The organism is Streptomyces sp. NPDC052043, assembly GCF_044548235.1.
In the GTDB taxonomy this organism is placed as follows: Bacteria; Actinomycetota; Actinomycetes; order Streptomycetales; family Streptomycetaceae; genus Streptomyces.
Window position 1 is genome coordinate 374275 of record NZ_JBIUBT010000005.1, and the last position, 25993, is coordinate 400267.

Annotated in this window: 24 protein-coding genes; 18 read left to right on the top strand and 6 right to left on the bottom strand. The window is 73.2% G+C overall.

From position 1 onward, the window contains the following. Window positions 1-70 precede the first annotated feature (70 nt). From ACIHCX_RS15975 to ACIHCX_RS15985, 3 genes are all read left to right on the top strand, one after another. Window positions 71-1303, top strand: coding sequence for a sensor histidine kinase (locus ACIHCX_RS15975; protein ID WP_400029683.1), 1233 nt, complete (start codon window positions 71-73; stop codon window positions 1301-1303). Further along, window positions 1300-1965: a response regulator gene (locus ACIHCX_RS15980; RefSeq protein ID WP_400029685.1), complete on the top strand. Its 666-nt coding sequence runs from the start codon at window positions 1300-1302 to the stop codon at window positions 1963-1965. The genes ACIHCX_RS15975 and ACIHCX_RS15980 overlap by 4 nt, the downstream gene beginning before the upstream one ends. 311 nt (window positions 1966-2276) lie before the next feature. Beyond that, window positions 2277-4787, top strand: a complete 2511-nt coding sequence (locus ACIHCX_RS15985; protein ID WP_400029981.1) for an ATP-dependent Clp protease ATP-binding subunit — start codon at window positions 2277-2279, stop codon at window positions 4785-4787. 51 nt (window positions 4788-4838) lie between these two features. On the opposite strand, the gene ACIHCX_RS15990 is transcribed toward ACIHCX_RS15985, so the two are convergent. Continuing rightward, entirely contained in the window at window positions 4839-6125 is a 1287-nt protein-coding gene (locus ACIHCX_RS15990; protein WP_400029687.1) for a cytochrome P450, read from the bottom strand. A 143-nt stretch (window positions 6126-6268) separates the two neighbouring features. Further along, window positions 6269-7624 carry a glutamine synthetase family protein gene (locus tag ACIHCX_RS15995; RefSeq protein WP_400029689.1) on the bottom strand — a complete coding sequence of 452 codons (1356 nt, stop codon included), beginning with the start codon at window positions 7622-7624 and terminating at the stop codon, window positions 6269-6271. 368 nt (window positions 7625-7992) lie between these two features. On the opposite strand from ACIHCX_RS15995, the gene ACIHCX_RS16000 reads away from it, so the two are divergent. From ACIHCX_RS16000 to ACIHCX_RS16045, 10 genes are all read left to right on the top strand, one after another. Then, window positions 7993-8181 (top strand): ferredoxin, encoded by a 189-nt coding sequence (locus ACIHCX_RS16000; protein WP_400029691.1) that lies wholly within the window; start codon window positions 7993-7995, stop codon window positions 8179-8181. 3 nt (window positions 8182-8184) lie between these two features. Next, a complete protein-coding gene (locus ACIHCX_RS16005) occupies window positions 8185-9393 on the top strand; it encodes an NAD(P)/FAD-dependent oxidoreductase (RefSeq protein ID WP_400029693.1) in 1209 nt (402 codons plus the stop codon). A gap of 12 nt (window positions 9394-9405) precedes the next feature. Then, the gene (locus tag ACIHCX_RS16010; RefSeq protein WP_400029695.1) at window positions 9406-10212 is read left to right on the top strand and encodes an acetoacetate decarboxylase family protein; all 807 of its coding nucleotides are present in this window, start codon (window positions 9406-9408) and stop codon (window positions 10210-10212) included. Between the two features lie 34 nt (window positions 10213-10246). After that, window positions 10247-11713, top strand: a complete 1467-nt coding sequence (locus ACIHCX_RS16015) for an aldehyde dehydrogenase (protein ID WP_400029697.1) — start codon at window positions 10247-10249, stop codon at window positions 11711-11713. Then, on the top strand, window positions 11706-12641 hold the full coding sequence (locus tag ACIHCX_RS16020; protein WP_400029699.1) for a 3,4-dihydroxyphenylacetate 2,3-dioxygenase: 936 nt from the start codon (window positions 11706-11708) through the stop codon (window positions 12639-12641). The genes ACIHCX_RS16015 and ACIHCX_RS16020 overlap by 8 nt, the downstream gene beginning before the upstream one ends. Before the next feature lie 11 nt (window positions 12642-12652). Further along, window positions 12653-13498, top strand: coding sequence for a fumarylacetoacetate hydrolase family protein (locus ACIHCX_RS16025; RefSeq protein ID WP_400029701.1), 846 nt, complete (start codon window positions 12653-12655; stop codon window positions 13496-13498). A gap of 28 nt (window positions 13499-13526) precedes the next feature. After that, a complete protein-coding gene (locus ACIHCX_RS16030) occupies window positions 13527-14231 on the top strand; it encodes a TetR/AcrR family transcriptional regulator (protein ID WP_400029703.1) in 705 nt (234 codons plus the stop codon). A 169-nt stretch (window positions 14232-14400) separates the two neighbouring features. Further along, window positions 14401-15852, top strand: a complete 1452-nt coding sequence (locus ACIHCX_RS16035) for an APC family permease (protein WP_400029705.1) — start codon at window positions 14401-14403, stop codon at window positions 15850-15852. Window positions 15853-15904: 52 nt separating this feature from the next. Continuing rightward, window positions 15905-17395, top strand: coding sequence for an aldehyde dehydrogenase (locus ACIHCX_RS16040; protein WP_400029707.1), 1491 nt, complete (start codon window positions 15905-15907; stop codon window positions 17393-17395). Next, window positions 17392-18108: a gamma-glutamyl-gamma-aminobutyrate hydrolase family protein gene (locus ACIHCX_RS16045; protein ID WP_400029709.1), complete on the top strand. Its 717-nt coding sequence runs from the start codon at window positions 17392-17394 to the stop codon at window positions 18106-18108. The genes ACIHCX_RS16040 and ACIHCX_RS16045 overlap by 4 nt, the downstream gene beginning before the upstream one ends. A gap of 39 nt (window positions 18109-18147) precedes the next feature. Here the strand turns inward: ACIHCX_RS16045 and ACIHCX_RS16050 are convergent, their stop codons facing one another. Then, window positions 18148-18720: a MarR family winged helix-turn-helix transcriptional regulator gene (locus tag ACIHCX_RS16050; protein WP_400029711.1), complete on the bottom strand. Its 573-nt coding sequence runs from the start codon at window positions 18718-18720 to the stop codon at window positions 18148-18150. A gap of 141 nt (window positions 18721-18861) precedes the next feature. Further along, window positions 18862-19434, bottom strand: coding sequence for a hypothetical protein (locus tag ACIHCX_RS16055; protein WP_400029713.1), 573 nt, complete (start codon window positions 19432-19434; stop codon window positions 18862-18864). Between the two features lie 214 nt (window positions 19435-19648). Between ACIHCX_RS16055 and ACIHCX_RS16060 the strand changes: the two genes are divergently transcribed. Next, entirely contained in the window at window positions 19649-20029 is a 381-nt protein-coding gene (locus ACIHCX_RS16060; RefSeq protein WP_400029715.1) for a luciferase family protein, read from the top strand. Window positions 20030-20049: 20 nt separating this feature from the next. Here ACIHCX_RS16060 and ACIHCX_RS16065 read toward each other — a convergent pair whose 3' ends face one another. Next, the gene (locus tag ACIHCX_RS16065) at window positions 20050-20829 is read right to left on the bottom strand and encodes a DeoR/GlpR family DNA-binding transcription regulator (RefSeq protein WP_400029718.1); all 780 of its coding nucleotides are present in this window, start codon (window positions 20827-20829) and stop codon (window positions 20050-20052) included. A 130-nt stretch (window positions 20830-20959) separates the two neighbouring features. On the opposite strand from ACIHCX_RS16065, the gene ACIHCX_RS16070 reads away from it, so the two are divergent. Continuing rightward, entirely contained in the window at window positions 20960-21841 is an 882-nt protein-coding gene (locus ACIHCX_RS16070; RefSeq protein ID WP_400029720.1) for an SIS domain-containing protein, read from the top strand. A 48-nt stretch (window positions 21842-21889) separates the two neighbouring features. After that, on the top strand, window positions 21890-22762 hold the full coding sequence (locus ACIHCX_RS16075) for a ketose-bisphosphate aldolase (protein ID WP_400029722.1): 873 nt from the start codon (window positions 21890-21892) through the stop codon (window positions 22760-22762). Here ACIHCX_RS16075 and ACIHCX_RS16080 read toward each other — a convergent pair. After that, window positions 22752-23885 carry a methyltransferase gene (locus ACIHCX_RS16080; protein ID WP_400029983.1) on the bottom strand — a complete coding sequence of 378 codons (1134 nt, stop codon included), beginning with the start codon at window positions 23883-23885 and terminating at the stop codon, window positions 22752-22754. The two genes, ACIHCX_RS16075 and ACIHCX_RS16080, sit on opposite strands and share 11 nt — an antisense overlap. A gap of 67 nt (window positions 23886-23952) precedes the next feature. Here ACIHCX_RS16080 and ACIHCX_RS16085 point away from each other — a divergent pair, with 67 nt between their 5' ends. Together ACIHCX_RS16085 and ACIHCX_RS16090 are read left to right on the top strand one after the other, a co-directional pair. Continuing rightward, complete coding sequence (locus ACIHCX_RS16085) at window positions 23953-24603, top strand: alpha-ketoglutarate-dependent dioxygenase AlkB family protein (RefSeq protein ID WP_400029724.1); 651 nt, start codon at window positions 23953-23955, stop codon at window positions 24601-24603. A 60-nt stretch (window positions 24604-24663) separates the two neighbouring features. Beyond that, window positions 24664-25902, top strand: coding sequence for an ROK family protein (locus ACIHCX_RS16090; protein ID WP_400029726.1), 1239 nt, complete (start codon window positions 24664-24666; stop codon window positions 25900-25902). The last annotated feature ends 91 nt before the right edge of the window (window positions 25903-25993 follow it).

Sequence of the window (25993 nt, forward strand, 5' to 3'; positions counted from 1 at the left end):
CCGGGGAGTACGCGTGATCACCTCGCCCGGCTGACGCCCCCCGCGGCGACGGGCGTCTAGCGTGGCGGTCATGACGGAGCAGCGCGTACGCCGGGGCGGCCCGCCGCAGTGGTGGCGGCACGGCCCTGCGTGGTGGCACCGCGCCGACGAGGAGGAGGCGCGCGGCCGCCACTGGCCCTGGCTCTCCACCGCGCTGTTCACCGCCTTCGTGCTCATCGGCACGCACTTCTCGGCCCGCAACCAGCACGGCCACCGGGAGCCCCTGGACGCCTTCGGGTTCGCGCTGCTGCTCGTGACCCTGGGACTGCTGCTGTGGCGCAAGCGGTATCCGGCGTTCGTGGCGTTCGGCACGGCGGCGACCACCCTCGCCTACTACGCCGCCGGGTACCCGTACGGACCCGTCTTCCTGGCCGTCGCCGTCAGCTGCTTCAGCGCCGTCGTCGCCGGGCACCGCAGGGCCGCGTGGGCGTCGGTGGGCATGCTGTGGGCCGGGCACGTGCTGATCGCGCTCTGGCTGTACCGCTGGCTGCCGCCCCCCGGGAACACCGCTGCCTCCTGGGGGCAGGAACTGGCCATCGCCACCTGGGTGGTGGCCTTCGTCGCGGTCTCGGAGCTGGCCCGCGTCCGCCGCGAGCAGTGGGCCAAGGAACGTGCCGAGCGCGCCCAGGCGGCCCGGCGCCGGGCCGACGAGGAACGGCTGCGGATCGCCCGGGAACTGCACGACGTGCTCGCCCACAGCATCTCCGTCATCAACGTCCAGGCGGGCGTCGGCCTCGCCCTGCTGGACGCCGACCCGGAGCAGGCGCGCACCGCGCTGACCACCATCAAGGCCGCCAGCAAGGAGGCGCTGGGGGAGGTGCGCCAGGTGCTCGACACCCTGCGCACCCCGGGCGACGCCCCGCGCGCCCCCGCGCCCGGCCTCGGCCGGCTGCCCGAGCTGGTGGACCAGGCGGCGACGGCCGGCCTCACCGTCGAGGTGCAGGGGGCACCGCCCCGCCTTCCGCCCGGCACGGACCTCGCCGCCTTCCGCATCGTCCAGGAGGCGCTCACCAACGTCGTACGCCACTCGGGCTCACGGCACGCGCGTGTCCGCCTCGACCACGACCGCCGCGCGCTGCGGCTGCGCGTCGACGACGACGGGCCCGCGACCGGGGCGGACGCCGGCGGCAGCGGCAACGGCCTCGCCGGGATGCGGGAGCGCGCCGCCGCGCTCGGTGGCACCATCGACGCGGGCGCGCGCCCCGACGGCGGCTGGCGGGTGCTCGCCGTGCTGCCCCTGACGACGGAGGAGGAGAACCGGTGATCCGGGTACTGCTGGCCGACGACCAGTCGCTGGTACGGGCCGGCTTCAAGGCGCTGCTCGACGCCCAGCCGGACATCGAGGTCGCCGGGGAGGCCGCGGACGGGGAGGAGGCCCTGCGCAAGGTGCGCGACCTGAGCCCCGACGTGGTGCTCATGGACATCCGCATGCCGTTGCTCGACGGACTGGCCGCGACCCGCCGCATCACCCGCGAGCCGCGTCTCGAGGACGTCAAGGTGGTCATGCTCACCACCTTCGAACTCGACGAGTACGTCTTCGAGGCGATCCGCTCGGGCGCCTCCGGCTTCCTGGTCAAGGACACCGAGCCCGACGAGCTCCTGCGTGCGGTACGGGCGGTGGTCGTCGGCGACGCCCTGCTGTCCCCCGGCGTGACGCGCCGCCTGATCGCCGAGTTCGCCGCCCGTTCCAAGGAGCCGGCGGCCGCCGACGCCCTCGCGCAGCTCACCGAACGCGAACGCGAGGTGATGGCCCTGGTCGGGATCGGCCTGTCCAACGAGGAGATCGCCCGCCGCCTGGTCGTCAGCCCCCTCACCGCCAAGACCCACGTCAGCCGCACCATGGTGAAACTCGGCGCCCGCGACCGCGCCCAACTGGTCGTCCTGGCCTACGAATCGGGCCTGGTACGCCCGGGCTGGCTGGGCTGAGCACCCGGGCGGGGCAGCCGCGGGAGCGGGCGTGGAAGCCGCGCGGCGGCGCGTCGCCGCCGTCCACGGAGCGGGCCGTGCAGACCACGTCCGCAGTGCCGCCGAGCGCGGCCTCGGCGTCGTGGCGGTGGACCGGCGGTGGACCGCCCTCTCACCCCGCCGTCGGGCGGGGATTCTGCCGGGCGCGGCACGGCCCGGGGAGGGCCGTCGTCGCCGCCCTCGGCACCGGACCGGCGTAGGCCGCGTTGCGCTACTCCATTCGGCGGGTTGGGCTGGAAGGTGACTCATTGCCCACGTTCCGGACGGCGATCATGACGATGTCCCCCTTCGGCGCCTCCTTCGGCGGCCCGGACCCGTTCTCCGAGATCCTCAACCGCTTCTTCGGCATGACGCCGGGCGCGGCGCCCCCGCAGGTGCAGCGGGTACCGATCGGACGGTTGCTGACCGACTCCGCACGGGAGCTGATCAACCAGGCCACCGCTCGGGCTGCCGAGGACGGCAGCTCCGACCTGGACACCGAGCACCTGCTCTGGGCGTGCACCCAGGTGGAGCCGGCCCGCGGCCTGCTCGTCCAGGCCGGAGCCGACCCGGACCGCCTCGGCGCGGCTCTCGCCGAGGCGCTGCCCGGCGAGAGCGGCACCCCCTCCGCGCAGCCCGGCCTGACCCCGGCCGCCAAGCGCGTGCTGCTGCGCGCCTACGAGCACTCCCGGGCGGCCGGAGTGTCGTACATCGGCCCCGAGCACATCCTCGGTGCGCTGCTCGACACCCCGGGCGCCGCCGCGGCGCGCGTCCTGAGCGCCCACGGCATCGAGGCGGACCAGCTGCGTCGCAGCGCCGACACGGCCTCCCGCCCCGACACCGCGCCCGGCGGGGCCGAGCCCCCGAGCGACACCCCGACCCTGGACCAGTACGGGCGCGACCTGACCGCGGAGGCCCGTGCCGCGAAGCTGGACCCGGTGGTGGGGCGGGCCACCGAGATCGAGCAGACCGTCGAGGTCCTCTCCCGCCGCACGAAGAACAACCCCGTCCTGATCGGCGAGCCGGGCGTCGGCAAGACCGCGATCGTCGAGGGCCTGGCCCAGCGGATCGTCAACGGGGACGTGCCGAAGACCCTGGAGAACAAGCGGGTGATCGCCCTGGACCTCACCGGACTGGTGGCGGGCGCCCAGTACCGGGGCCAGTTCGAGGAGCGGCTGAAGAACGTCATCGACGAGGTCAAGGCGGCCTCCGAGTCGACGATCCTGTTCCTGGACGAACTGCACACCGTCGTCGGCGCGGGCGCCACCGGCGAGGGCTCCATGGACGCGGGCAACATCCTCAAACCGGCCCTCGCCCGCGGGGAGCTGCACGTCGTCGGAGCCACCACCCTCGACGAGTACCGGCGGTACGTGGAGAAGGACGCCGCCCTGGAGCGCCGCTTCCAGCCGGTCATGGTGCCGGAGCCGAGCGTCGAGGAGACGGTGCAGATCCTGGAGGGGCTGCGCGACTCCTACGAGGCCCACCACCAGGTCCGCTACAGCGACGACGCCCTCGCCGCCGCGGCGGAGCTGTCGGACCGCTACGTCACCGACCGGTTCCTGCCCGACAAGGCCATCGACCTGCTCGACCAGGCCGGGGCCCGGGTGCGCCTGCGGTCCCTGGGCCGGTCCACCGAGGTCGTCGAGCGTGAGGACCGGCTGGCCAAGCTGCGCCGCGAGAAGGACCAGGCCGTCGCCGCCGAGGACTTCGAACGGGCCTCCGAGATCAAGGACCGGATCGCCGAGGTGGAGACGGAACTGGAGGGGCTCGCCGAACGCCGCGAGGGCGTGCTCGAGGTGACCGTCGACGACATCGCCGACGTGCTGTCCCGGCGCACCGGCATCCCGGTGTCCCAGCTGACCGAGACCGAGAAGGCGCGGCTGCTGAAGCTGGAGGAGGCGCTGCACTCCCGGGTCGTCGGCCAGGACGAGGCGGTCACCGCGATCGCGCAGGCGGTGCGCCGCAGCCGCGCCGGCATGGGCGACCCCAACCGGCCCGTGGGCTCCTTCCTGTTCCTCGGCCCCACCGGGGTCGGCAAGACCGAACTGGCCAAGGCGCTGGCCGAGCTGCTGTTCGGGGACGAGAACCGGATGGTCCGGTTCGACATGAGCGAGTTCCAGGAGAAGCACACCGTCTCCCGGCTCGTCGGGGCGCCGCCCGGGTACGTCGGCCACGAGGAGGCCGGCCAGCTCACCGAGAAGGTGCGCCGCCAGCCCTACAGCGTGCTGCTCTTCGACGAGGTGGAGAAGGCCCACCCGGACGTCTTCAACACCCTGCTCCAGGTGCTCGACGACGGCCGGCTCACCGACGCCCAGGGCCGTACCGTCGACTTCCGCAACACCGTGGTCATCATGACCTCCAACATCGGCGCCCAGCGGATCCTCGCCCACCACGGGAACGTCGCCGCCATCAAGGACCAGCTGATGCAGGACCTGCGCGGAAGGTTCCTGCCCGAGTTCCTCAACCGCATCGACGACATCATCATCTTCCACGGCCTGAGCGAGGAGGACCTCAGCCGGATCCTGGACCTGCTGCTCGACCACAGCCGCCGTCGGGTGCGCGCCCAGGGCCTGGAGCTGGAGGTCACCGACGCCGCGAAGAGGCTGCTGGTCGCCCACGGTCACCAGCCCGAGTTCGGGGCCCGCCCGTTGCGCCGCACCATCCAGGCCGAACTCGACAACCGCATCGCCTCCCTGCTGCTGAGCGACTCGGCCGACCCGGGTGACACGATCGTGGCGGACGTCGAGAAGGACGCCCTGGTCTGCCGGGTCGAACACCCGGAGGTCCCCGGCCGGATGACCTGACGAAGCAGAGCGGCCCGGCCGCGCCGGCACGCGCCCGGCCGTCGGCGTCCGTCAGGCGAGGGTCACCTCCACCGGCAGCCTCTTGATGCCGTTGACGAAGTTGGAGCGGACCCGGGGCACGTCCCCGGTCAGGCGGATGCCGGCCAGGCGCGGGATCAGCTCCTCGAACATGATCCGGATCTCGGTGCGGGCCAGGAGGTTGCCCAGGCACAGGTGCGGGCTGCCCTTGCCGAAGGTGACGTGGTCGTTGTCCTGCCGGGTGACGTCGAAGTCGTACGGGTTGCCGAAGACCTCCTCGTCGCGGTTGCCGGAGGCGAACCACATGACCACCTTGTCGCCCTCCTTGATCCGCTTGCCGCCGAGTTCGGTGTCGCGGGTGGCGGTGCGGCGGAAGTGGTACACGGGGGAGGCCCAGCGCAGGAACTCCTCGACCGCGGCGGGGATCAGGGAGGGGTCCTCCTGGAGGCGGGCCAGCTGCTCGGGGTGCTGGAGCAGGGCCAGCATGGTGTGGCTGATGGTGTGGCGGGTCGTCTCGTTGCCCGCCACCACCAGGAGCAGGAAGTAGTTGTCGAAGTCCTGCGCCGAGAGCGGGACGCCGTCCCGCGGGGTGCCGTTGACCAGCTGGGAGACGAGGTCGGTGCCGTCGCCGCCGCGCCGCTGCCGCGCCAGCTCCCGGCCGTAGGCGAAGACCTCCAGGGAGGCGGGGGAGCGGAAGGGCAGGTCACGGTACTTCTCGCTCTCCTCGCTGTGCAGGAGCACGTCGGCGTAGTCCGGGTCGGTGTTGCCGATGATGCGGTTGCCCCAGTCGATGAGCTGCTGGTTGTCCTCCGGGGGCACGTCGAGCAGCCGGGCCAGCACGTTGATGGGGAAGTCGGCGGAGACCTCCTTGACGAAGTCGAAGGTGCCCTTGGCCAGGGCCGCGTCCAGGGTGGTCGCGGTCAGACCGCGCAGGAAGTCGCCGTAGCTGTTGATCACGTTCGCGCCGAACTGGCGCTGGATCAGGCTGCGCAGCGCGCGGTGGCGGACCCCGTCGAGTTCGAGGATGGAGGCGCGCTTCTTGATCTGGTCGTCGTCGACCTCCTCGAGGTTGACGAACCGGGTGGAGGTGAAGGTCTCGGCGTCGCGGTCGACGCGGGCGATGTCCGCGTGCCGGGTCACGCTCCAGAAGCCGGAGTTGGGTGCCTCCTCGGGCTGCCAGTGCACCGGGTCCTCGTGCCGCAGGGTGTGGAACATGCGCCAGGGGGTGACGCCGTCGCTGAAGTTGTCCAGGTCGGCGAGGTTCACGTCGCCCAGCGGCAGCGGCTCGCGGACGGCGTCGGACAGGATCGGGATGGTCATGGGTGGTGTCTCCTCGGCGTCACGGGGCTCGGTGCCGGCGGGCGCGGTGTCGAAGGGCGGCGGCCGGTGCCCTGGGCGGGGCGGGCCCGGTCGGAGGTCGTGGGCGGGCGCGTTCAGACGCAGTCAGGCGCGCTCAGGCGCGGTCAGAGGTGGTAGGCGTACTCGGTGAACTCCCAGTCGGTGACGTGCCGCCCGAAGCGTTCGACCTCGTCGCGCTTGTAGGTGAGGTAGGAGGCGGTGAAGTCCTTGCCGAGGACGTCGGCCAGCGCGGTGTCCGCCTCCAGGGCGTCCAGCGCGGCGGACAGGGTGCCCGGGAGCATGGCGGACCGCTCGGTGTCGTAGCCGTATCCGTCCAGCGGGGCGGGCGGTTCCTCGCCGGCCAGGACGCCGAGCAGGGCGGCGGCCACGGTCCCGGCGATGAGCAGGTAGGGGTTGGCGCCGGCGTCGCCCAGCCGCAGTTCGAGGCGGGAGCCGGCGCCCCGCTCGGGCGGGATGCGGACCATGGCGCTGCGGTTGTCCAGGCCCCAGTCGATCAGCCAGGGGGCGAGGGTGTCCGGGCCGAAGCGCTTGTAGGAGTTGACCGTCGGATTGGCCAGCGCGGCGAGCGCGGGCGCGTGGGCGAGGACGCCGGCGACGGCGTGGCGGGCGGTCGCGGACAGGCCGTACGGCGCCGCCGGGTCGTCGAAGGCGTTGCCGCCGTCGTCGTCCTCGCAGGACAGGTGCAGGTGGAAGCCGGAGCCTCCCGCGTCGTTGAACGGCTTGGCCATGAAGGTGGCCAGGCGTCCCTCCTTGCGGGCGAGCTCCTTGACCGCCGACTTGAAGCGGAAGGCCCGGTCGGCGGCCGACAGCGCCTCCGAGTGGACCAGGTTGATCTCGAACTGGCCCCCGTCGAACTCGTGGTTCCCGCTGCTCACACCGAGGTCGGCGGCGCGCAGCAGGCGCAGGGTGCGCAGCAGGTGGTTGTCGTCGTCGGCGCGCAGGCCCGCGGTGTAGACGACGCCCCGGGCGTCGCTGTAGCGGCGCCAGCCGCGCGGGGAGCCGGGCGCGGGCTCGCACAGGAAGTACTCCAGCTCGGGGCCGATCACCGGGTGCAGTCCGTGCTCGCGGCACCGGTCGAGTACGGCGCGGAGCAGGTCGCGGGGCGACTCGGGGGCGGGCAGCCCGGTGGCCGGGTCGGTGACGTCGCCCAGACAGCTCGCCACACCCGGTTCCCAGGGCAGGGACACGAGGGTGTCGAGATCCGGTGTCACGCAGATGTCGGGCAGTCCCGCGTCCAGGCCGCCGGCGACCGGGACGACATCGCCCTGCGGGCTGGTGTGGTAGACGGCGCGGCAGAAGGCCAGGCCGTGGTCGCAGGCCGAGGGCAGGTGCTCCAGCAGGATGTCCCGGGCGCGGTCGGTGCCGATGAGGTCGGGGTAGGTCACCCGGACCACGTCGACGCCCTCGGCGGCGAGCCGGTCCTGGTGCCGGCGGACGGATGGGGAGTCGGTTGCGCTCACCGGTGTCTCCTCTGGGGAATGTGGGGCGCTTCCCAGGCCGGAGCGGGCGCTGGGAGAAGGACGGGAGAAGGAAGGAAGAGGGCGGCGCCGCACTGCGGGTAGGAGCAGGGGCCGCTCAATGTTTGAGGCCAAACGGTATGGATCCCGTCACCTCGCCGCAAGAGGTTGGTCGCAAAAATTTATCCATCCGGATAGCTCTTGACCAGGGCCCGTCCGGTTCCTATGTTGTTTGATGCCAAACGAGTCCGGGGTGCGGTGTCACCCACCCCGTTGGCCGGGGCCCGGCCGCATCCGGTCCGGGCCCCTTTTCCTTCCAGCCCCGCGCCCCAGCCCCGCGCCCGACGCCCTCAGCACCAGGAGGACCGGCCATGAAGGTCGTCGTCGACATGAACAAGTGCCAGGACCACGGTCAGTGTGTCTTCGCCGCCCCTGACGTCTTCAGCTTCGACGACGCCGGACGTCTGGCCTACGTCAGCGACCCCGACGACGCGCTGCGCGAGGAGGTCGAGGAGGCCGCCGACGTCTGCCCGCTCCAGGCCATCCGGATCGAGGACTGAGCCGTGAGCGCACCCGTCGTCGTGGCCGGCGCCTCCATGGCCGGCCTGCGCGCCGCCGAGCAGCTCCGGGCCGCCGGATACCTCGGCCCGATCACCCTGGTCGGCGAGGAACCGCACATGCCCTACAACCGGCCGCCGCTGTCCAAGGAGGTCCTGGCCGGCAAGGCGGCCTTCGAGACGCTGGCCTTCAGGCCCCGTGCCGCGGTCGCCGACGCCGCATGGCGCCTGGGCAGCAGGGTCGTCGCCGCCGACCTCGACCGGCGCCTGGTCGAACTCGACGACGGCGAGCGGCTGTCCTACGCCGGACTCGTCGTCGCCACCGGGATGCGGCCCCGCCGGCTGCGCTGCCCCGGACCCCTCCGCGGACGGCACACCGTCCGTACCGTCACCGACGCCCGCGGGCTGCGCGAGGCCCTGACCCGCCCGGACGCCCGGGTGGTCGTGGTGGGCGCGGGCTTCATCGGCTGCGAGGTCGCCGCCACGGCCGTCGCCCTCGGCGCCGCCGAGGTGACCGTCGTGGACCCGCTGCCCCTGCCCATGGCCGGACCGCTCGGCGAACTGCTCGCCGGGGCCCTGCTGAAACGGCACCAGGAACGCGGAGTGCGCTTCGCGCTCGGCACCGGCGTGGCCGGCTTCGAGGGCACGGACCGAGTCACCGGCGTGGAACTCGGCGACGGGACCGTGCTCCCCGCGGACGTCGTGGTGGAGTCGGTCGGATCCGTCGCCAACACCGAGTGGCTCGACGGCAACGGCCTCGACCTCACCGACGGCGTGCTCACCGACGAGCACCTGCGCGTCGGCTCACGGCCCGAGGTGGTGGCGGTCGGCGACGTCGCCCGCTTCCCCAACGCCCGCTACGACGGCGTACCCCGCCGCGTCGAGCACTGGTCGATCCCCACCGACACCGCCAAGCACGCCGCCCGCGTGCTCGCCGCCCACCTCGGCGGCACCGACGCCGGCCTCGACCCGTTCGCGCCGCTGCCCACCTTCTGGAGCGACCAGCACGACTTCCGCCTGCAGTCCTTCGGGGCGCCCGGGCTCGGCCTCGGCGACGTACGGATCCTCGACGGCGACCCGGAGGGGGACGTGCTCGTCGGCTACCACACCGGCGGCCGCCTGGTCGGCGTCGTCGCCCTCGGCGGCCAGGCCGCGGCGGCCGCCGCCGCCCGCCGCCGCGCGGAACTCCTCAGCCTGCCCGCCCTCACCGCCTAAGGAACGCCTGCCATGACCACCGTCCGCGGATTCTTCCCCCCCAAGACGGCGACGGGCGCCTCGTCGCTGATCCCCTCACCGCCGTGGCACTACTCCGGCGACCTGCTCACCGTCGAGTACCGCACCGACCCGGCACGCGTGCGCGAACTGCTGCCCGAGCCGCTGGAACTCGCCGACGAGGACCCCGGCGCCGTGGCGCTGATCTGGGCCGACTGGCAGTCCTGCGCCGCCGCGGGAGAGGAACTGCTGGACCCGGTGCGCGCCCAGTACAAGGAGGCCTTCGCCGTCGTCCGCTGCACCTACAAGGGGCAGACGTACACGCGCTGCGTCCACATCTGGGTCGACAAGGACTTCGCCATCGCCCGCGGCCTGCACCAGGGCTATCCGAAGAAGTTCGGCTCCATCCACCAGACCCGCCCGCACCCCTACGGTCCGGCCCCGCGGATCGAGGCGGGCGCCCGCTTCGGCGCCACGCTCGCCGCCGCCGACCGCCGTATCGCCCAGGCCGTGGTCACCCTGCGCGAGCCGTCCGAGACCAACGGCTTCGTCAACGGCCACCCCATGGCCCACCACCGCTGGCTGCCGTCCATCGAGAAGGGCAAGGGCCTCGCCCTGGACGAGCTGATCGAGTCCGGCGCCGCCTCCTTCGAGGGCGGGCAACCGTGGGTCGGCGACGCCGATCTGGAGCTCTTCGAGTCGCCCACCGAGGAACTGGCCCGGCTGGAGGTCCGCGAGCCCATCGCCGCGTACTACCGCCAGGTCGGCGTGGTGTGGGACGGCGGCCGCCTGCTCGAGTCCGGCACGTCCGGCGCCGAGTGACGCACCCGCAGACGAAACACTCTGGAGACCGGACATGACCGACACCCACACCACCACCGTCGCCTCGGTCGCCGTCGACACCCGGCACTGGATCGGCGGCGAACGCGTCGCCTCCGCCGAGACCTTCACCGACGTCTCGCCCATCGACGGCCTCGCCCTCGGCGAGATCTCCCGCGGTACGGCGACGGAGGCCGCCGCCGCCGCGGCCGCCGCCAAGGCCGCCTTCCCCGGCTGGGCCGCCACACCGCGCGCCGAACGCGCCCGCATCCTGCACGCCGTCGCCGACGGTGTGGAGAAGCGGCTCGAAGACCTCGCGATCGTCGAGACCACCGACAACGGCGCCCTGCTGCGCTCCCACCGCCGCGGCGTCATGCCCCGCGTCGCGCACAACTTCCGCTTCTTCGCCGACTGGCTGCTGAAGCTGGACCACGCCGACTTCGACACCCGCGGCCACACCAACCACGTCAGCTGGGACCCGGCCGGCCCCTGCGTGCTGATCACCCCGTGGAACGCGCCGCTGATGCTGGCGACCTGGAAGGTCGCCCCGGCCCTCGCCGCCGGCAACACGGTGATCCTGAAGCCCGCCGAGTGGTCCCCGCTGACTGCCTCGCTGCTCGCCGACATCGCCGCCGAGGCGGGGCTCCCGGCCGGTGTCCTCAACGTCGTCCAGGGCCTCGGCTCGGAGATCGGCGACGCGCTCACCTCGCACCCGGACGTGCGCCGGATCAGCTTCACGGGTTCCGTCCCGACGGCCCAGCGGATCTCCGCGTCGGCCGCCGCGAACCTCACCCCGCTCAGCCTCGAACTCGGCGGCAAGTCCCCGCTGCTGGTGTTCGCCGACGCCGACCTCGACCTGGCCGTCGACCTCGCGGTCGAGCAGTACGACAACGCCGGCCAGGTCTGCCTCGCGGGCACCCGGCTGCTGGTGGAGGAGCCGGTCGCCGAGGAGTTCACACGGCGCTTCGTCGAGAAGGCCTCCCGGCTGGTGCAGGGCGACCCGCGCGACGAGGCCACCGACATCGGCCCCACCATCCACCCCCGCCAGCTGGAGAAGATCGACGGCTTCGTGCAGCGGGCGCTGGCGGCCGGAGCCCGGGCCGTCATCGGCGGCCATCGCGGGGACGGCCAGTTCTACGCGCCGACGCTGCTGACCGACGTCGCCCAGGACTCGGAGATCGTGCAGGAGGAGGTCTTCGGGCCCGTCCTGACCCTCCAGACCTTCCGCACCGAGGAAGAGGCCGTCCACCTCGCCAACGACACCCGCTTCGGCCTGGCCGCCACCGTCGCCACGGGCGACCACGAGCGCGCCGAACGAGTCACCGCACAGCTCGTCGCCGGCACCGTCTGGGTCAACTGCTTCTTCGTCCGCGACCTCCAGGCACCCTTCGGCGGCTCCCGCCACTCCGGCGTCGGCCGGGAGGGCGGCGACTGGAGCTTCGACTTCTACTGCGACCTGAAGAACACCGTCACCGCCCCGAAGGGATGGAAGGACCATGGGTGAGATCGTCGGGGCGGGGCTGCTCGCCCACGTCCCCACCGTCGTGCTGCCGAAGGCGACCCGGCTGGAGCTGAACGAGGGCAAGGAGATCACCCTCGTCACCGGCCTGAAGCAGCTGCGCGAGGATGTTTTCGCACGCGACGGCGCCGACGCGTACGACACGGTGGTGGTCCTGGACTCCCACTGGGCGACCACCGTCGAGTTCGTCGTCACCGCCCAGCACCGGCGCGCGGGCCTGTTCACCTCCGAGGAGCTGCCGCGCGGCATGTGCCGGATGCCCTTCGACTTCCCCGGCGACCCCGAACTCGCGCACAACATCGCCTCGTTCGCCGACAAGCACGGCACCTGGATCACGGCGATCGACGACGAGTACCTGCCGATCTACTACGCCACCATCAATCTGTGGAAGTACCTCGGCGAGGGACTGCCCGACAAGCGGTGGGTGACCATCGGCGTCTGCCAGACCGGCGACATGGAGGACCATCTGCGCCTCGGCCGTGCCCTCGCCGACGGTATCGCCGCCACCCCCGGCCGCCGGGTCCTGCTCATCGCCTCCGGAGCCCTGTCGCACACCTTCTGGCCGCTGCGCGAGCTGCGCGACCACGAGGCCAGCGACCCGGCCCACATCTTCACGCCCGAGGCCCGCGAGGCCGATCACGAGCGCATCGCCTGGTTCAAGGAGGGCCGCCACGACAGGGTCCTCGACACCATGGACGAGTTCTGGAAGTACAAGCCCGAGGCGAGGTTCTTCCACTACCTGATGATGGCCGGCGCACTCGGCGAGCGGGCCTGCGTCGCGAAGGCCCGCCAGTACGGCGAGTACGAGAACTCCATCGGCACCGGCCAGGTCCACCTGTGGTTCGACCGCCCGGCCGAGGGCTGGACCGGCAGCGGTCTGCCCACGTCCACCGCCCCGCACACGACCGCCTAGAAAGGCCCCCCATGCCCGAGTACCGCCGCATCCTGCTCGACGGCGCAGCCGTCCAGGTCACCGTCGACGGGGACGAGCTGGTCGCCGGGGACGGCCGCCGCGTCAAGATCGACGACGCTCGGCACCTGCCCCCGGTGGTCCCCTCCAAGGTGATCGCCGTCCACCTCAACCACCGCAGCCGGGTGGACGAGTTCCGGATCGGCCTGCCCGACACCCCGACGTACTTCCACAAGCCGACCTCCGCGCTCAACTCCCACCGGGGCGCGATCGTGCGCCCCGAGGGCTGCAAGTGGCTCAACTACGAGGGCGAGGTCGCCATCGTCATCGGCAGGACGGCGCGCAACATCTCGCCGGCCGAGGCGGGGGAGTACATCGCCGGGTACACCGTCGCCAACGACTACGGCCTGCACGACTTCCGCGACACCGACGCCGGCTCCATGCTGCGCGTCAAGGGCTCCGACACCCTCTGCCCGCTCGGTCCCGGCCTGGTCACCGACTGGGACTTCCACGGCAAGCGGCTGCGGACCTACGTCAACGGCGAGGTCGTCCAGGACGGTTCGACCGACGAGATGACCTGGGACATGCACTACCTCGTCGCCGACATCGCCCGCACGATCACCCTTTACCCCGGTGACGTGCTGCTCTCCGGCACCCCCGCCAACTCGCGGCCCGTGGAGCCGGGTGACGTCGTCGAGGTCGAGGTCGAGGGTCTCGGCCGCCTCACCAACCACGTCGTCACCGGTCCGACCCCGATCCGGAACGACGTCGGGGCCCAGCCCACCGAGTCCGAGGAGGTGCTGTCCACCGCGCTCGGCGGCGACTGGGAGTTCCGCGGCATCCGCCCGCCGCGCCGCTGACCGGCCCGCGGTCGATAGGGTCGGTGCCATGACCGAGCCCGGACACCCCGTGAATCCCACGGAGCCCGGGGATCCTGGGGAGCCTGCGCCGAGCACGGAGCCCAAGGCTCCCAGCGGCCCCACCGCGCCCGCAGGGGCCGGCCCCGGGCGGCCGCCGCGCAAGCGGGTGCGGAACTACGGGGCCGGGCGGGACGCGTTGCTCGACGCCGCCGTGCGCGTGGTGGCCCGCGGTGGGCTGCGCAAGCTCACCTACCGGGCCGTGGCGCAGGAGGCCGGGGTCACCCACGGGCTCGTCGTGCACCACTTCGGTTCGCGCGACGCCCTGATCGAGGAGGCGCTCGCCCACGCCGTACGGTCCTCCCTGAACAGCAGCGCGCTCGAGCCCGGCACGGGCAGGGTCGCGGACTTCTCCGCCGGGCTGTCGGACATGGTGGAGGCCGACCCGGACCTCCAGGCCTTCCAGTACGAGTTGCTGCTGGAGGCGCGCCGTCGGCCCGAGCTCATGCCGCACCTGCGCGCCCTGTACGAGGAGTATTTCGGCGCGACCCGGCGGGAGCTCTCCCAGATGCTGGACCGGCCGGTCGACCGGGGCCTGTACCGGCTGGTCTTCGCGGCCCTGGAGGGCCTCGTGCTGCACCAGCTCGTGTTCGGCGAGCGCGAGGTCACCGAGGAGGCCCTCGCCCACCTGCGCGAGCTTCTCCAGCGGCTCGCCACCGACCCGGACGAGGCCTGAACCGTACGCCCGACCGGCGTGGTCACGGCCGTAGATCACGGTGGTGTAAGGATCGGCGATCAGCGCGGATTCACCGCCCTCGCCCCCTTGTCAAACGGATAGTTCCCCCCTCACGATGGGGCAACTCGTTTGGCCTGAAACGACCCTCTTTCTCTGGCAGGTGATCCGAGTGGACAGTCAGACGGCCTCCGCGCAGCGGACCGTACGGGACACATCCACCGCAGCCACACTCAAGCCCAATGCGTTGGGTGTTGTGGGCATCCTCTTCTTCGTCCTGTCCGCGCAGGCTCCCTTGACCGGGATCGCCGGGGCGGCCCCGATCTCCGTCGCCATCGGCAACGGGGCCGGCACCCCTGCGGCCTATGTGCTCGCGGGCGCCATGATCCTGCTGTTCTCGGTCGGCTTCGTCGCCATGGGGCGGCACGTCGTCGACGCCGGCGCCTTCTACACGTACATCGGCACCGGGCTCGGCCGCACCGCCGGAGCCGGCAGCGCGGGCCTCGCCCTGTTCTCGTACTGCGTCATCCAGGCGGCCATGTACGGGCTGTACGGCTCCATCGTCAGCGGACTGGTCGACCACCACACCGGCCTGGACCTGCCGTGGTGGGTCTGGGCCCTGGCCACCATGGCCGTGGTGAAGGTGCTCGGGGCCGCCGGCATCGAGATGGGCGCCCGCCTGCTGGCCGTCTTCGTCACCGCCGAGTTCAGCATCCTGCTGGTGTTCGGACTGGTCATGCTGTTCAAGGGCGGCGGGCCGACCGGACTCAACATGTCCGACAGCTTCTCCCCGTCCGCGGCGCTCCAGGGCGCACCCGGGGTCGCCGTGATGTTCGCCGTCGCCTCCATGTTCGGTTTCGAGGCCACCGCGATCTACGGCGAGGAGGCGCGCGATCCCCGCAGGACCGTCCCGCGGGCCACCTACCTGTCCGTGGTCGTGGTCACCGGCTTCTTCGCGCTGACCTCCTGGATGCTGATCTCCTCCTACGGCGCCTCGAACGCGTCGGCCGCCGCGGGCAAGGCACTGGAGAACGGGGACTCCACGGACTTCGTCTTCGCGCCGATCGCCGCGGAGTTCGGCGGCTGGGTCAACCAGGTGCTGCCGATCCTGCTGGCCACCTCCCTGTTCGCGGGCATCCTCACCTTCCACAACTCCGCCAACCGCTACCTGTTCTCGCTCGGCCGGGACGGGCTGCTGCCGGCGGGTCTGTGCCGGCTCAACGCCCGCCACGCCCCCGCGGCCGCCGGCTGGGTGCAGACCGTGATCGCCCTGGCCCTGGTCGTCCCCTTCGCACTGACCGGCAAGGACCCGGTGCTGACCCTCTTCTCCTGGTTCAGCGGGGTGGCCGTCCTGGCGATGATGCTGCTGTACCTGCTGACCTCGGTGTCGGTGATCGCCTTCTTCCACCGCGAGCGCCTGGACCGCCGGGTGTGGAACACCCTCCTCGCCCCGGCACTCGGCGTGTTCGGTCTGGCGGGCGCCATCTGGCTGATCCTGGCCAACTTCACCACCCTCATCGACGGTTCGACCGGCACGGCCGTGAGCCTCATCCTCCTGGTGCCCCTGGTTCTGGCGCTCGGCGCGGTCAACGAACGGGTCAGGCGGCGCGCGACGAGGCCGTAACCCCCTCAGCCGCTCCGAAGCGACGAACGATCAACGTGGTCTGGAGGACCGCATGTCCGCTGTCACCCACGACGCATGGCTCCACCGGGCCAAGGAGTTCCAGCCGCCTCGCGCGCACCATGTCGACGGTGTCGAGGAGCCCGGCGGCGGCGCCGCCTTCCGGGTCGTCTCGCCCCGGGACGGCCGGGTGCTGACCGAGGTCGCCGACGCCGGCCCCGCCGAGGTCGACGCCGCCGTGGCCGCCGCTCGCCGTGCCTTCGACAGCGGACCGTGGCCGCGGTGGGCGCCCGCCGACCGCGGCCGGGTCCTCCTGCGCATCGCCGATCTCCTCCAGGAGCGCCGCGCGGAACTCGCCCTCGCGGTGAGCCTGGAGATGGGCAAGCCGATCAGCGACGCCCACGACATCGAACTGCGCGCCGTGATCAACACCTTCCGCTGGTACGGGCAGCTCGCCGACAAGCTCACGGACGAGTCCCCGCACACCGCCGCGGACGCGCTCGCCCTGGTCACCCGCGAGCCGGCCGGTGTCGTCGGCGCGGTGGTGCCCTGGAACTTCCCGCTGACGCTCGCCGGCTGGAAGGTCGCCCCCGCGCTGGCGGCCGGCTGCACCCTCGTCCTGAAACCCTCGGAGAACTCGCCGCTGTCCGCGCTGCTGCTGGCCCGGATCGCGACCGAGGCAGGGCTGCCGCCCGGGGTGCTCAACGTGGTGAACGGCGAGGGTCCTGTGGCCGGGCGGGCCCTCGGCCTCCATCCGGACGTCGACGTGCTGGCGTTCACCGGCTCCACGGCCGTCGGCCGCCACTTCCTGCGCTACTCCGCCGACTCCAACCTCAAGCGGGTCTGGCTGGAACTCGGCGGCAAGTCGCCGAACATCGTCCTGCCCGACGCGCCCGACCTGGCGAAGGCCGCCGCCACCGCCGCCTGGGGCATCTTCTTCAACCAGGGCGAGATGTGCACCGCGCCCTCCCGGCTGCTGGTGCACTCCTCGATCGCCGAGGAGGTCACCGAGGCGGTCGTGGCACGCGCACGGGAGCTGCGGGTGGGCGACCCCCTGGACCCCGCCACCGAGATGGGCGCCCTGGTCGGCAAGGCCCACCTGGGTCGCGTGCTGGACCACGTCCGGCAGGGCGCCGACGACGGGGCCCGTCTGCGCACCGGCGGCCGGCGCGTGCTGGCGGAGACCGGCGGCGTCTACGCCGAGCCCACCGTCTTCGACCGCGTCGAGGCGCGCAGCCGGCTCGCCCGCGAGGAGATCTTCGGCCCGGTCCTGTCCGTCCTGACCTTCGACGGGATCGACGAGGCGGTCGCGCTCGCCAACGCCACCGAGTACGGCCTCGCCGCCGGCCTGTGGACCTCCGACCTGTCCACCGCACACCGCGTCTCCCGGGCCCTGCGGGCCGGCACCGTCTGGGTCAACTGCTACGAGGAGGGCGACCTCACCGTCCCCTTCGGCGGGATGAAGCAGTCGGGCAACGGCCGGGACAAGTCCGTCCACGCCCTGGAGAAGTACACCGAACTGAAGACCACCTGGATCCAGCTGTGAGCCGAACCCCCGTGCGTCCCCTGATCGCGGTCCCCGCCCGCTTCTCCGCCACCACCTCCGCCCTGCGCTTCGCCGCCGAGGTCAACGCCCGTGCCCTGATCGAGGCGGTGTGGCGGGCCGGCGGCGAACCGGCGAACATCCACCCGGCGGATCCCGCCGAGCACGACGTCGCGGCGCGGCTCGCCCGCTTCGACGGCGTCCTGCTGCCCGGCGGCGGCGACCTCGCGCCGCACCGGTACCGCGCCGCCGACACCCACGACAGCGTCTACGACGTCGACGACCTCCAGGACGCCTTCGACCTGGAGGTGGCCCGCCGGGCCCTGGAGTCAGGGCTGCCGCTGCTGGCGATCTGCCGAGGGCTTCAGGTGGTCAACACCGTGCTGGGCGGCACGCTGCACCAGGACATGGGCGGGCCCGGACAGGACCACCGGCACGTCCGGCACCCCGTCTCCCTGGCCCCCGATTCGGCCCTGGCCCGGATCATCGGCGCCGACAAGGCCGAGGCCTCCTGCTACCACCACCAGCACATCGACCGGCTCGGCGACGGCCTGACGGTCACCGCCCGCGCCGCCGACGGCACCGTGGAGGGTGTGGAGCGCGCGGGCGGGCCGGGCTGGTTCGCGGCCGTGCAGTGGCACCCCGAGGACACCGCACACGAGGATCCGGCGCAGCAGCGCCTGTTCGACGCGCTGGTGGGCGCCGCCCGTGCCTGAGTTCCCCGGTCCGCGTGGGGCGGCGCGGTCCGCGCCGGGTCAGCCCTTGGCGCGGCGCCCGCTGCGGCGCGGCGCCGGGGCCGCGCCGTCCAGCAGCGACCGGCGGCGTTCCTCGCCGTGCTCCTCGACCTGGAGGACCACACGCCGCAGCATCTCCGCCAGCCCCCGGCACTCCTCGCTGCTGAGCTGCGAGGTGACGAAGGCCTCTTCCTCGTTGAACTCCGGAAAGACCAGGCTCATGAACTCCTCGCCCGGGGCGGTGAGCGAGAGCAGGACGAGCCGGCCGTCGGTGGGGTGCCCGGTGCGGCGCAGCAGCCCGCGCGACTCCAGGGTGCGGGAGACGCCCGTCAGGGTGCCCTTGGAGATGCCGGCCTCCTCGGCCACGTGCCGGGTCTCCGACTCGCCCCACACCCAGACCACCCACAGCACGACGAACGCGGTCCAGGTCAGGTCCGAGCCGCGCAGCACCGAGTTCTCCAGGTGCTGGCGGACCGCGGAGGCGGCCCGGTAGATGTTGGCGACCGCCGCCATCTGCTCCCGGCGTACGCGGATGCCGCCGAGCTTCGCCTGCGCGAGCTTCTCCGCCTCGGTGATGGAACGGTGGCCGGGCACGGGCACTCCCTCGCTCTGATCGCCGGGACCGGGCGGGCCGGTGCCGCCCGCCGTCATTCGGGCTCAAAGTGTACGGCGATCAGTCCCCGGGGCGACCCGCCCCTTCCCCCGCCCTCGACTTCCCCCGTCCTCGGTCCGCCCTCAGCCGGTCTTCCATCCCCAGGGCGTGTCCGCGCGCGCCCACTCCTCGTCCCACCGGGCGAAGCGCCGGCGGTCGAGCCGGGCCCGGGCCAGCTTGGCACCGCCGATGACGACGCCCACGGTGGTCGTTCCCGCCCAGAGGCCGCCGAGGGCCGTCTGGAAGGCGATGTCGGCCGATGAGGCGGGCGGCGGGATCAGCACGCCCCGTCCGTTCGTCCACACCGTGACGTGGGCGCCGGGTGTCGCGGAGACCGGGACCCTGGTCCGGCCGGTGCGCGCCGAGCCGTCCGCGTCCGTCCAGCGGACCGTGCCCCAACCCAGGGCGCCTCCCGCGGGCCGGACCGACCCGTGGGCCGCATCCTGCGTCACCACGGCGGACACCGGCCGGCTCTCGGCCCGTACCCGGTCCGCCGCCCGCTGCAGCGCGCCCGCCGTCACCACGCCCGCGAGGACACCGCCGACCACGGCGAGGACCCAGGCGACGAGCAGGATCCACGCCTCCACCAGGTCGCTGGTCCGCCTGAGCGGATTGCGCCGCCATCGCCACAGCCACAGTCCCGCACGACGTGTCACCTTCGACACCCCCTCGTGAGCATCGACGGCCCCTTCTGCCAGTGTGCCTCCAGGGACGGCCCAAGGCTTCCGGAGCCCGGAAAAGGGGGGCGGGGGCCGTCGGCGGGGGCGCCCCCGAGCCGGGCCGCCGGCCCGCGCCGGGGCCTTTGACACGGATTGGTTAAGGGTTCCCCTCGTGGCCGTTGCCGCACGGTGAGCGCGCCATGATGGCACCATGACGCTCGCCGCGCGCGCTCTCGCCCAACTGGTCACCTGGCCCGATCTCAAGGAGGCGGTGCCGAGCTGCGGCAGCGGGCAGGCGCTCAGCTCGGCGGGCGGGGAGATCGCCCACTTCCACTCCGGCCGTGACGTCGACCTCCGTCTGACCGTCCGGGCGATCCGCCGCCTGGGGAGCGACCTGCGGCGCTTCGCCGCGATCCGGGTCGTGCCGGGCTCCTCGTGGGTGACGGTCCGCCTCGACGCCTCGGCCGACGTCGATCTGCTGCTGAGCCTGATGAGCGTGGCGCTCAAGGCCCAGCAGGCGCCGCCGGACGACGGCCGTGCCACCCCCTGCGGCTGCAACGACGGCCGCGGCGTGGGCTTCCTGCGGTTGTGACGCGAAGTGGGCCGGCGCCGTCAGACGGCCAGCACCCGCAGGCCCGCCTCCTCGAACCCGCGCACCGTCTCCGGTGCCGCCGCCGCGTCCGTGACCAGGGTGTCCACCGACTCGGCCGAGCAGATGCGGGCGAAGGCCCGCCGGCCCAGCTTGCTGGAGTCGGCGGCCACGACGACGCGCTCGGCGCGCTCGCACAGCAGCCGGTTGACGGCGGCCTCGGCCTCGTCGTGCGCCGCCGCGCCGTGCGCGACGTCGAAGCCCACCACCCCGAGCACCGCCACGTCCAGCGTGATCTGGCTCAGCACTCCGTCCGCCAGCGGCCCGATGAGCTCGTAGGACTGCGGTCGCGCCACCCCTCCGGTCAGCACGATCTTGAACTGGGGCCTGACGGCGAGCTCGTTGGCGATGTTGAGGGCGTTGGTCACCACGGTCAGCGCGGGGGAGCCGGAGGCGAGGTCGGCGCGCACCGCCAGGGCGCGGGCCACCTCGGTGGTCGTGGTGCCGCCCGTCAGGCCGACCGCCTCGCCGGGTGCCACGAGATCCGCGACCGCCTTGGCGATCCGCTGCTTCTGAGAGGCGTGGCGGGCGGTCTTGTAGCGCAGTGGCAGCTCGTAGGAGACGCCGTGCACCACCGCGCCGCCCCGGGTCCGTACCAGCATCTGCTGCTCGGCGAGCTGGTCGAAGTCCCGCCGGATCGTCGCGGCCGACACCCCCAGTCCGGTCGCCGCCTCCTCGACGTCCAGCCGGCCGCGCTCCACGAGCAGTTCCAGCAGCGCCTTCCAGCGGGCGTCGCGCGACATCCGCCTCCTCCGTTCCCTCGGTCCTCCGTGACCCTAGCGCACTCGACACTTCCTCAAGTTGCTTGATTGTGCTCGAAAGTCGGCGCTATCTTGCAGGAACACGCATTCCATGGGAGCAGGAGGAGGGGCCATGAGCCATGTCGAGGACGAGCTGACCAGTCAGCCCGAGTGCTGGGCCCGGGTCGCGGCCGACGTCGCCGTCCACGGCCGGGCGCTGCCGGCCCAGGGGGAGCGGGTCGCGATCGTCGGCTGCGGTACCTCGTACTTCATGGCCCAGGCCGCCGCCGCGCTGCGTGAGGGCTCGGGACAGGGCGAGACCGACGCCTTCGCCGCCTCGGAGTTCCCCTACGAGCGCTCCTACGACCGCGTGCTCGCCCTCACCCGGTCCGGCACCACCACCGAAGTGCTCGACGTGCTGCGGGAGCTGAAGGGGCGCACCCGCACCACGGCGGTCACCGCGGACCCCGCGACCCCCGTGATGGACGCCGCCGACGAGGCCGTGGTCCTCGACTTCGCGGACGAACGCTCCGTGGTGCAGACCCGGTTCGCCACCACCGCCCTCACCCTGGTGCGCGCCCACCTCGGACTGCACACCGACGAGGTCGTCGTGGACGCCCGGGCCGCCCTGTCCGCCGCGCTGCCCGAACCGCTCCTGGCCTGCACGCAGTTCACCTTCCTCGGCCGGGGCTGGACCGTCGGACTGGCCAACGAGGCCGGTCTGAAGATGCGGGAGGCCTCGCTGTCCTGGACCGAGGCCTACCCGGCGATGGAGTACCGGCACGGCCCCATCAGCGTCTCCACCGACGGCACGGCGACCTGGATGTTCGGCCGGGCACCCGAAGGGCTCGCCGAACAGGTCCGCGCCACGGGCGCGTTGTGGATCGAGGGCGAACTCGACCCGCTGGCCGAACTGATCCGCGCCCAGCGGCTCGCGGTCGCCGTCGCCGCGGCCCGCGGCCTGGACCCGGACCGGCCCCGCCACCTCACCCGCTCGGTCATCCTCGCCCCCTGACGCCCCCTGACGCCCCGTCACCCCGTTCGGCACCGGAAAGGACAGACCGTGCCGCTTGCAGCCACCGGCGAGCTGGTCGCCGGCGCCGCCGCCGCGCGCTCCGCCGTCGTCGCCTTCAACATCATCACGCTGGAACACGTCGAGGCCGTCGTCGCCGGGGCCGAGGCGGTCGGCGCGCCCGTCGTCCTCCAGGTCAGCGAGAACGCCGTCATGTTCCGCTACGGGCGGCTGCTGCCGCTCGCCCGCGCCGCCGTCGCCGCGGCCGAACGCGCCACCGTGCCCGTCGCGTTGCACCTCGACCATGTGCAGAGCGACGACCTGCTGCGCCAGGCGGCCGACGCCGGCTTCAGCTCCGTGATGTACGACGCCTCCCGGCTGCCGTACGCGCACAACCTCGCCGCGACCAGTGCGGCCGCGGCCTGGGCACACGCCCAAGGACTGTGGATCGAGGCCGAGTTGGGCGAGGTCGGCGGCAAGAACGGCGCGCCGCCGCTGGACGCCCACGCCCCCGGCGCGCGCACCGACCCCGCCGAGGCGCACGCGTTCGTCACCGGCTCCGGGGTGGACGCCCTGGCCGTGGCGGTCGGCAACACCCACGCCATGACCGAGCGCACCGCGGCCCTCGACCACGACCTCATCAAGCGACTCGCCGGAGCACTGGACGTGCCGCTCGTCCTGCACGGCTCCTCCGGCGTCCCGGACGGCGAACTGGCCGCCGCCGTCGCCGGGGGCATCGCCAAGGTCAACGTCGGCACCGCCCTCAACATCGCGATGACCGGCGCGATCCGCGACTTCCTCGCCGCGCACCCGGAGGCGGTCGACTCCCGCAAGTACCTCAGTGTGGGCCGCGAGGCGATGGTGGGAGAGGTGGAGCGGCTCATCGGCGTGATCGGCTCACGCGGTACGGCGCCTACCTCTTGACGGCCCGCAGCACCACGAACTTCGGGTCGCTCGCGACCAGCCGGCTGTTGCCGAACAGCCGGCGCAGCTTGACGTGGTAGCCGAGGTGGCGGTTGCCGATCACCCACAGCTCGCCGCCGGGGCGCAGCGCGCGCCGCGCCCCGGTGAACATCCGCCAGGCCGCCTCGTCCGTGGTCGCCTGGTGCGAGTGGAAGGGCGGATTGTTCAGCACCAGGTCCACGCTGCCGGCCGGCACCCCGGCCAGCGCGTCGCCGACCCGGAACTCGGCCCGCCCCGGCCCGCCGTTCGCTTTGTACGTCTCCTCCGCCGAGGCCACGGCCTGGAACGACTCGTCGGTGAACAGCACCTCGGCGCCGGGGTCGGCCAGCGCCAGCGCCGTACCGACGACACCGTTGCCGCACCCCAGGTCCACCACCCGGCGGGCGCCGCCGCCCGCCGGCAGGTGCCGCAGGAAGAACCGGGTGCCGATGTCGAGCCGGTCGGCGCAGAAGACCCCCGCGTGGTTGACGACGGTCCGCCCGGAGGCGGCGCCGATGCCGTCGGGCAGCGTGTAGGTGTGCGGCCACGGGTTCGCGGGCCGCTCCAGGGAGGGGTCCGGCGTGCAGAGGATCAGGCGGGCCTTGCGCCGCGCGAGCGAGGTCCGGGTGGGGCCGAGGATCCGCTCGAACAGCGTCAGCGTGGAGGTGTGGATCTCCTTCACCATCCCGGTGCCGACGACGACCGTGCCCTCGTGCACCGCGGGCGCCAGGCGCAGCAGCTGGTCCTCCAGCAGTGCCAGGCTCTTGGGCACCCGCACCAGCAGCACGTCGATCCGGCCGGGCGGGGGGTCCTGGGTGGTCAGCAGGCGTACCGCGCCGGGCTCCGCGCCGCTTTGGGCGAGGTTCGCACGGGTCGCCTCCTGCGTGAGGAAGGAGTCCGTGATCTGCGTCGGCCGGTGCGCGGCCAGCGCCGTGACCAGGGCACCCCAGCGGTCGCCGACGACCACGACGGTCCCGGACAGGTCGGTCCCCCGCTCGTCGAGGTGCCCCAGCAGGTACTCGTCGGAGGCGTCCCAGGCCCGCAGCCGGTCACGCGGGTCCTGCGGGAACCGGGCGAGCTCCAGCTCGCCCCAGGGAGTCGTCATACGGTCGTTCATCGCCGTCAAGGCTAGCGGAGCCGCAGCTCACGCCGTGTCCGGCAGGATGGGAGACATGGACGCCGAGCTGTTTCCGCGCGGCCGCACGCAGATCGCGCCAGGCGCCGTGCACGTACCGGACTGGCTGGATCCGGCCCGGCAGCGCGCGCTGCTCGCCGCCTGCCGGGAGTGGGCCCGCCCGCCGGCCGGCCTGCGCACGGTGCGCACACCCGGCGGCGGCACGATGACCGCCCGGCAGGTCTGCCTGGGCCGGCACTGGTACCCGTACGGCTACGCCCGCACCGCCGTCGACGGCGACGGCGCCCCGGTGAAGCCGTTCCCCGCGTGGCTGGACGACCTGGCCCGCGACGCGGTGACCGACGCCCTGGGCCCCGGCGCGGCCGGCCAGGCCCGGTACGACATCGCCCTGATCAACTTCTACGACGCCGAGGCGCACATGGGCCTGCACCGCGACAGCGACGAGAAGTCCGGCGCGCCGGTGGTGTCGCTGAGCCTCGGCGACCGTTGCGTGTTCCGCTTCGGCAACACCGAGACCCGTACCCGGCCCTGGACCGACGTCGAACTGCGCAGCGGAGACCTGTTCGTGTTCGGCGGACCGTCCCGCCTCGCGTACCACGGGGTGCCGCGCGTTCAGCCGGGCACGGCACCAGCCGAGTTGGGGCTGACGGGACGGCTGAACATCACCCTCAGGGTGAGCGGCCTCTGACCCGGCCCGCTGAACGAGTCGCCGCTCACCCGATGTGCGGATCATGGGAGACTCGCCCCCATGAACGGCAAGGCGGACCCCCGGACGCCGGGGGAAGGGAGCACCTCCAGGACACGGCTGGACCGGGGGCGCGGCGCGCTCGGGCCCGCGTTGGAACTCGTGCACACCGGGCGCGCCCCGACCCGTGCGGTCCTCACCGCCGAGCTGGGGGTGACCCGGGCGACGGCCGGTGCGGTGGCCGCCGAACTGGAGGCGCTGGGCCTGATCAGGGTGGACGCCCGGCCCGGCGCGGCGGCCGGGTCCCAGGGGCGCCCCTCGCACCGTCTGGCGGTCGCCGAGGACGGTCCCGTCGCCCTCGCCGCGCAGGTGCACGCCGACGGGTTCCGCGCCGCCCTGGTCGGCCTCGGCGGCCGGATCGTGGCGACCGCGCCCGGCTGCGGGGCCGTCGACGCCGACCCGGCCGAAGTGCTCGGCTCCGTCGTCGAGGCCGGTGCCGAGCTGCTGCGCGCGACCGGCCGGCGCTGCGTCGGCGCCGGACTCGCCGTGCCGTCCGCGGTCACCGAACCGGAGGGCCTCGCCCTCAACCCGCTCCATCTGGACTGGCCCGCCGGGGCGCCGGTCCGCCGCGTCTTCGCGCAGTGCGTGCGCGCGGCCGGGATCACCGCACCGGTCTTCGCCGCCAACGACGTCAACCTCGCCGCGCTCGCCGAGCACCGGCACGGCGCCGGGCGCGGCGCGCGCGACCTGCTGTGCGTGGCGACCGGGCACCGGGGCGTGGGCGGCGCGCTGGTCCTCGACGGGCGACTGCACACGGGAAGTTCGGGACTGGCGCTGGAGGTCGGCCACCTCACCGTCAACCCCGAGGGCCGCCCCTGCCACTGCGGCAGCCGCGGCTGCCTGGACGTCGAGACGGACCCGCTGGCCTTCCTCACCGCCGCGGGCCGCGAACCGGGCCCCGAGATGTCCCTGCTGCGGCAGGCCGAGGACCTGATCCGCCACCACTACGACGATCCGGCCGTCCGCGGGGCCGTCGAAACCCTCGTCGACCGCCTGGGGCAGGGTCTGGCCGGCCTGGTGAACATCCTCAACCCGGACCGGATCATCCTCGGCGGACTGCACCGCACCCTGCTCGACGCCGCCCCCGACCGCCTGCGCGCCGTCGTCGCCGAGCGCAGCCTGTGGGGCCGAAGCGGCGTCGTCCCGATCCTCTCCTGCACCCTCGACCACAACAGCCTGGTCGGTGCGGCCGAACTGGCCTGGCAGCCGGTCCTGGACGACCCGCTGGCGGCCCTGACCTGACCCGGTCCCGGCACCCCCGGTACGTCCCACGAGGTAGGCCGCATCCGCCCGCCCGACCTGCGGAGCGCGGCCCCGCCGGATTTGCCCCGCA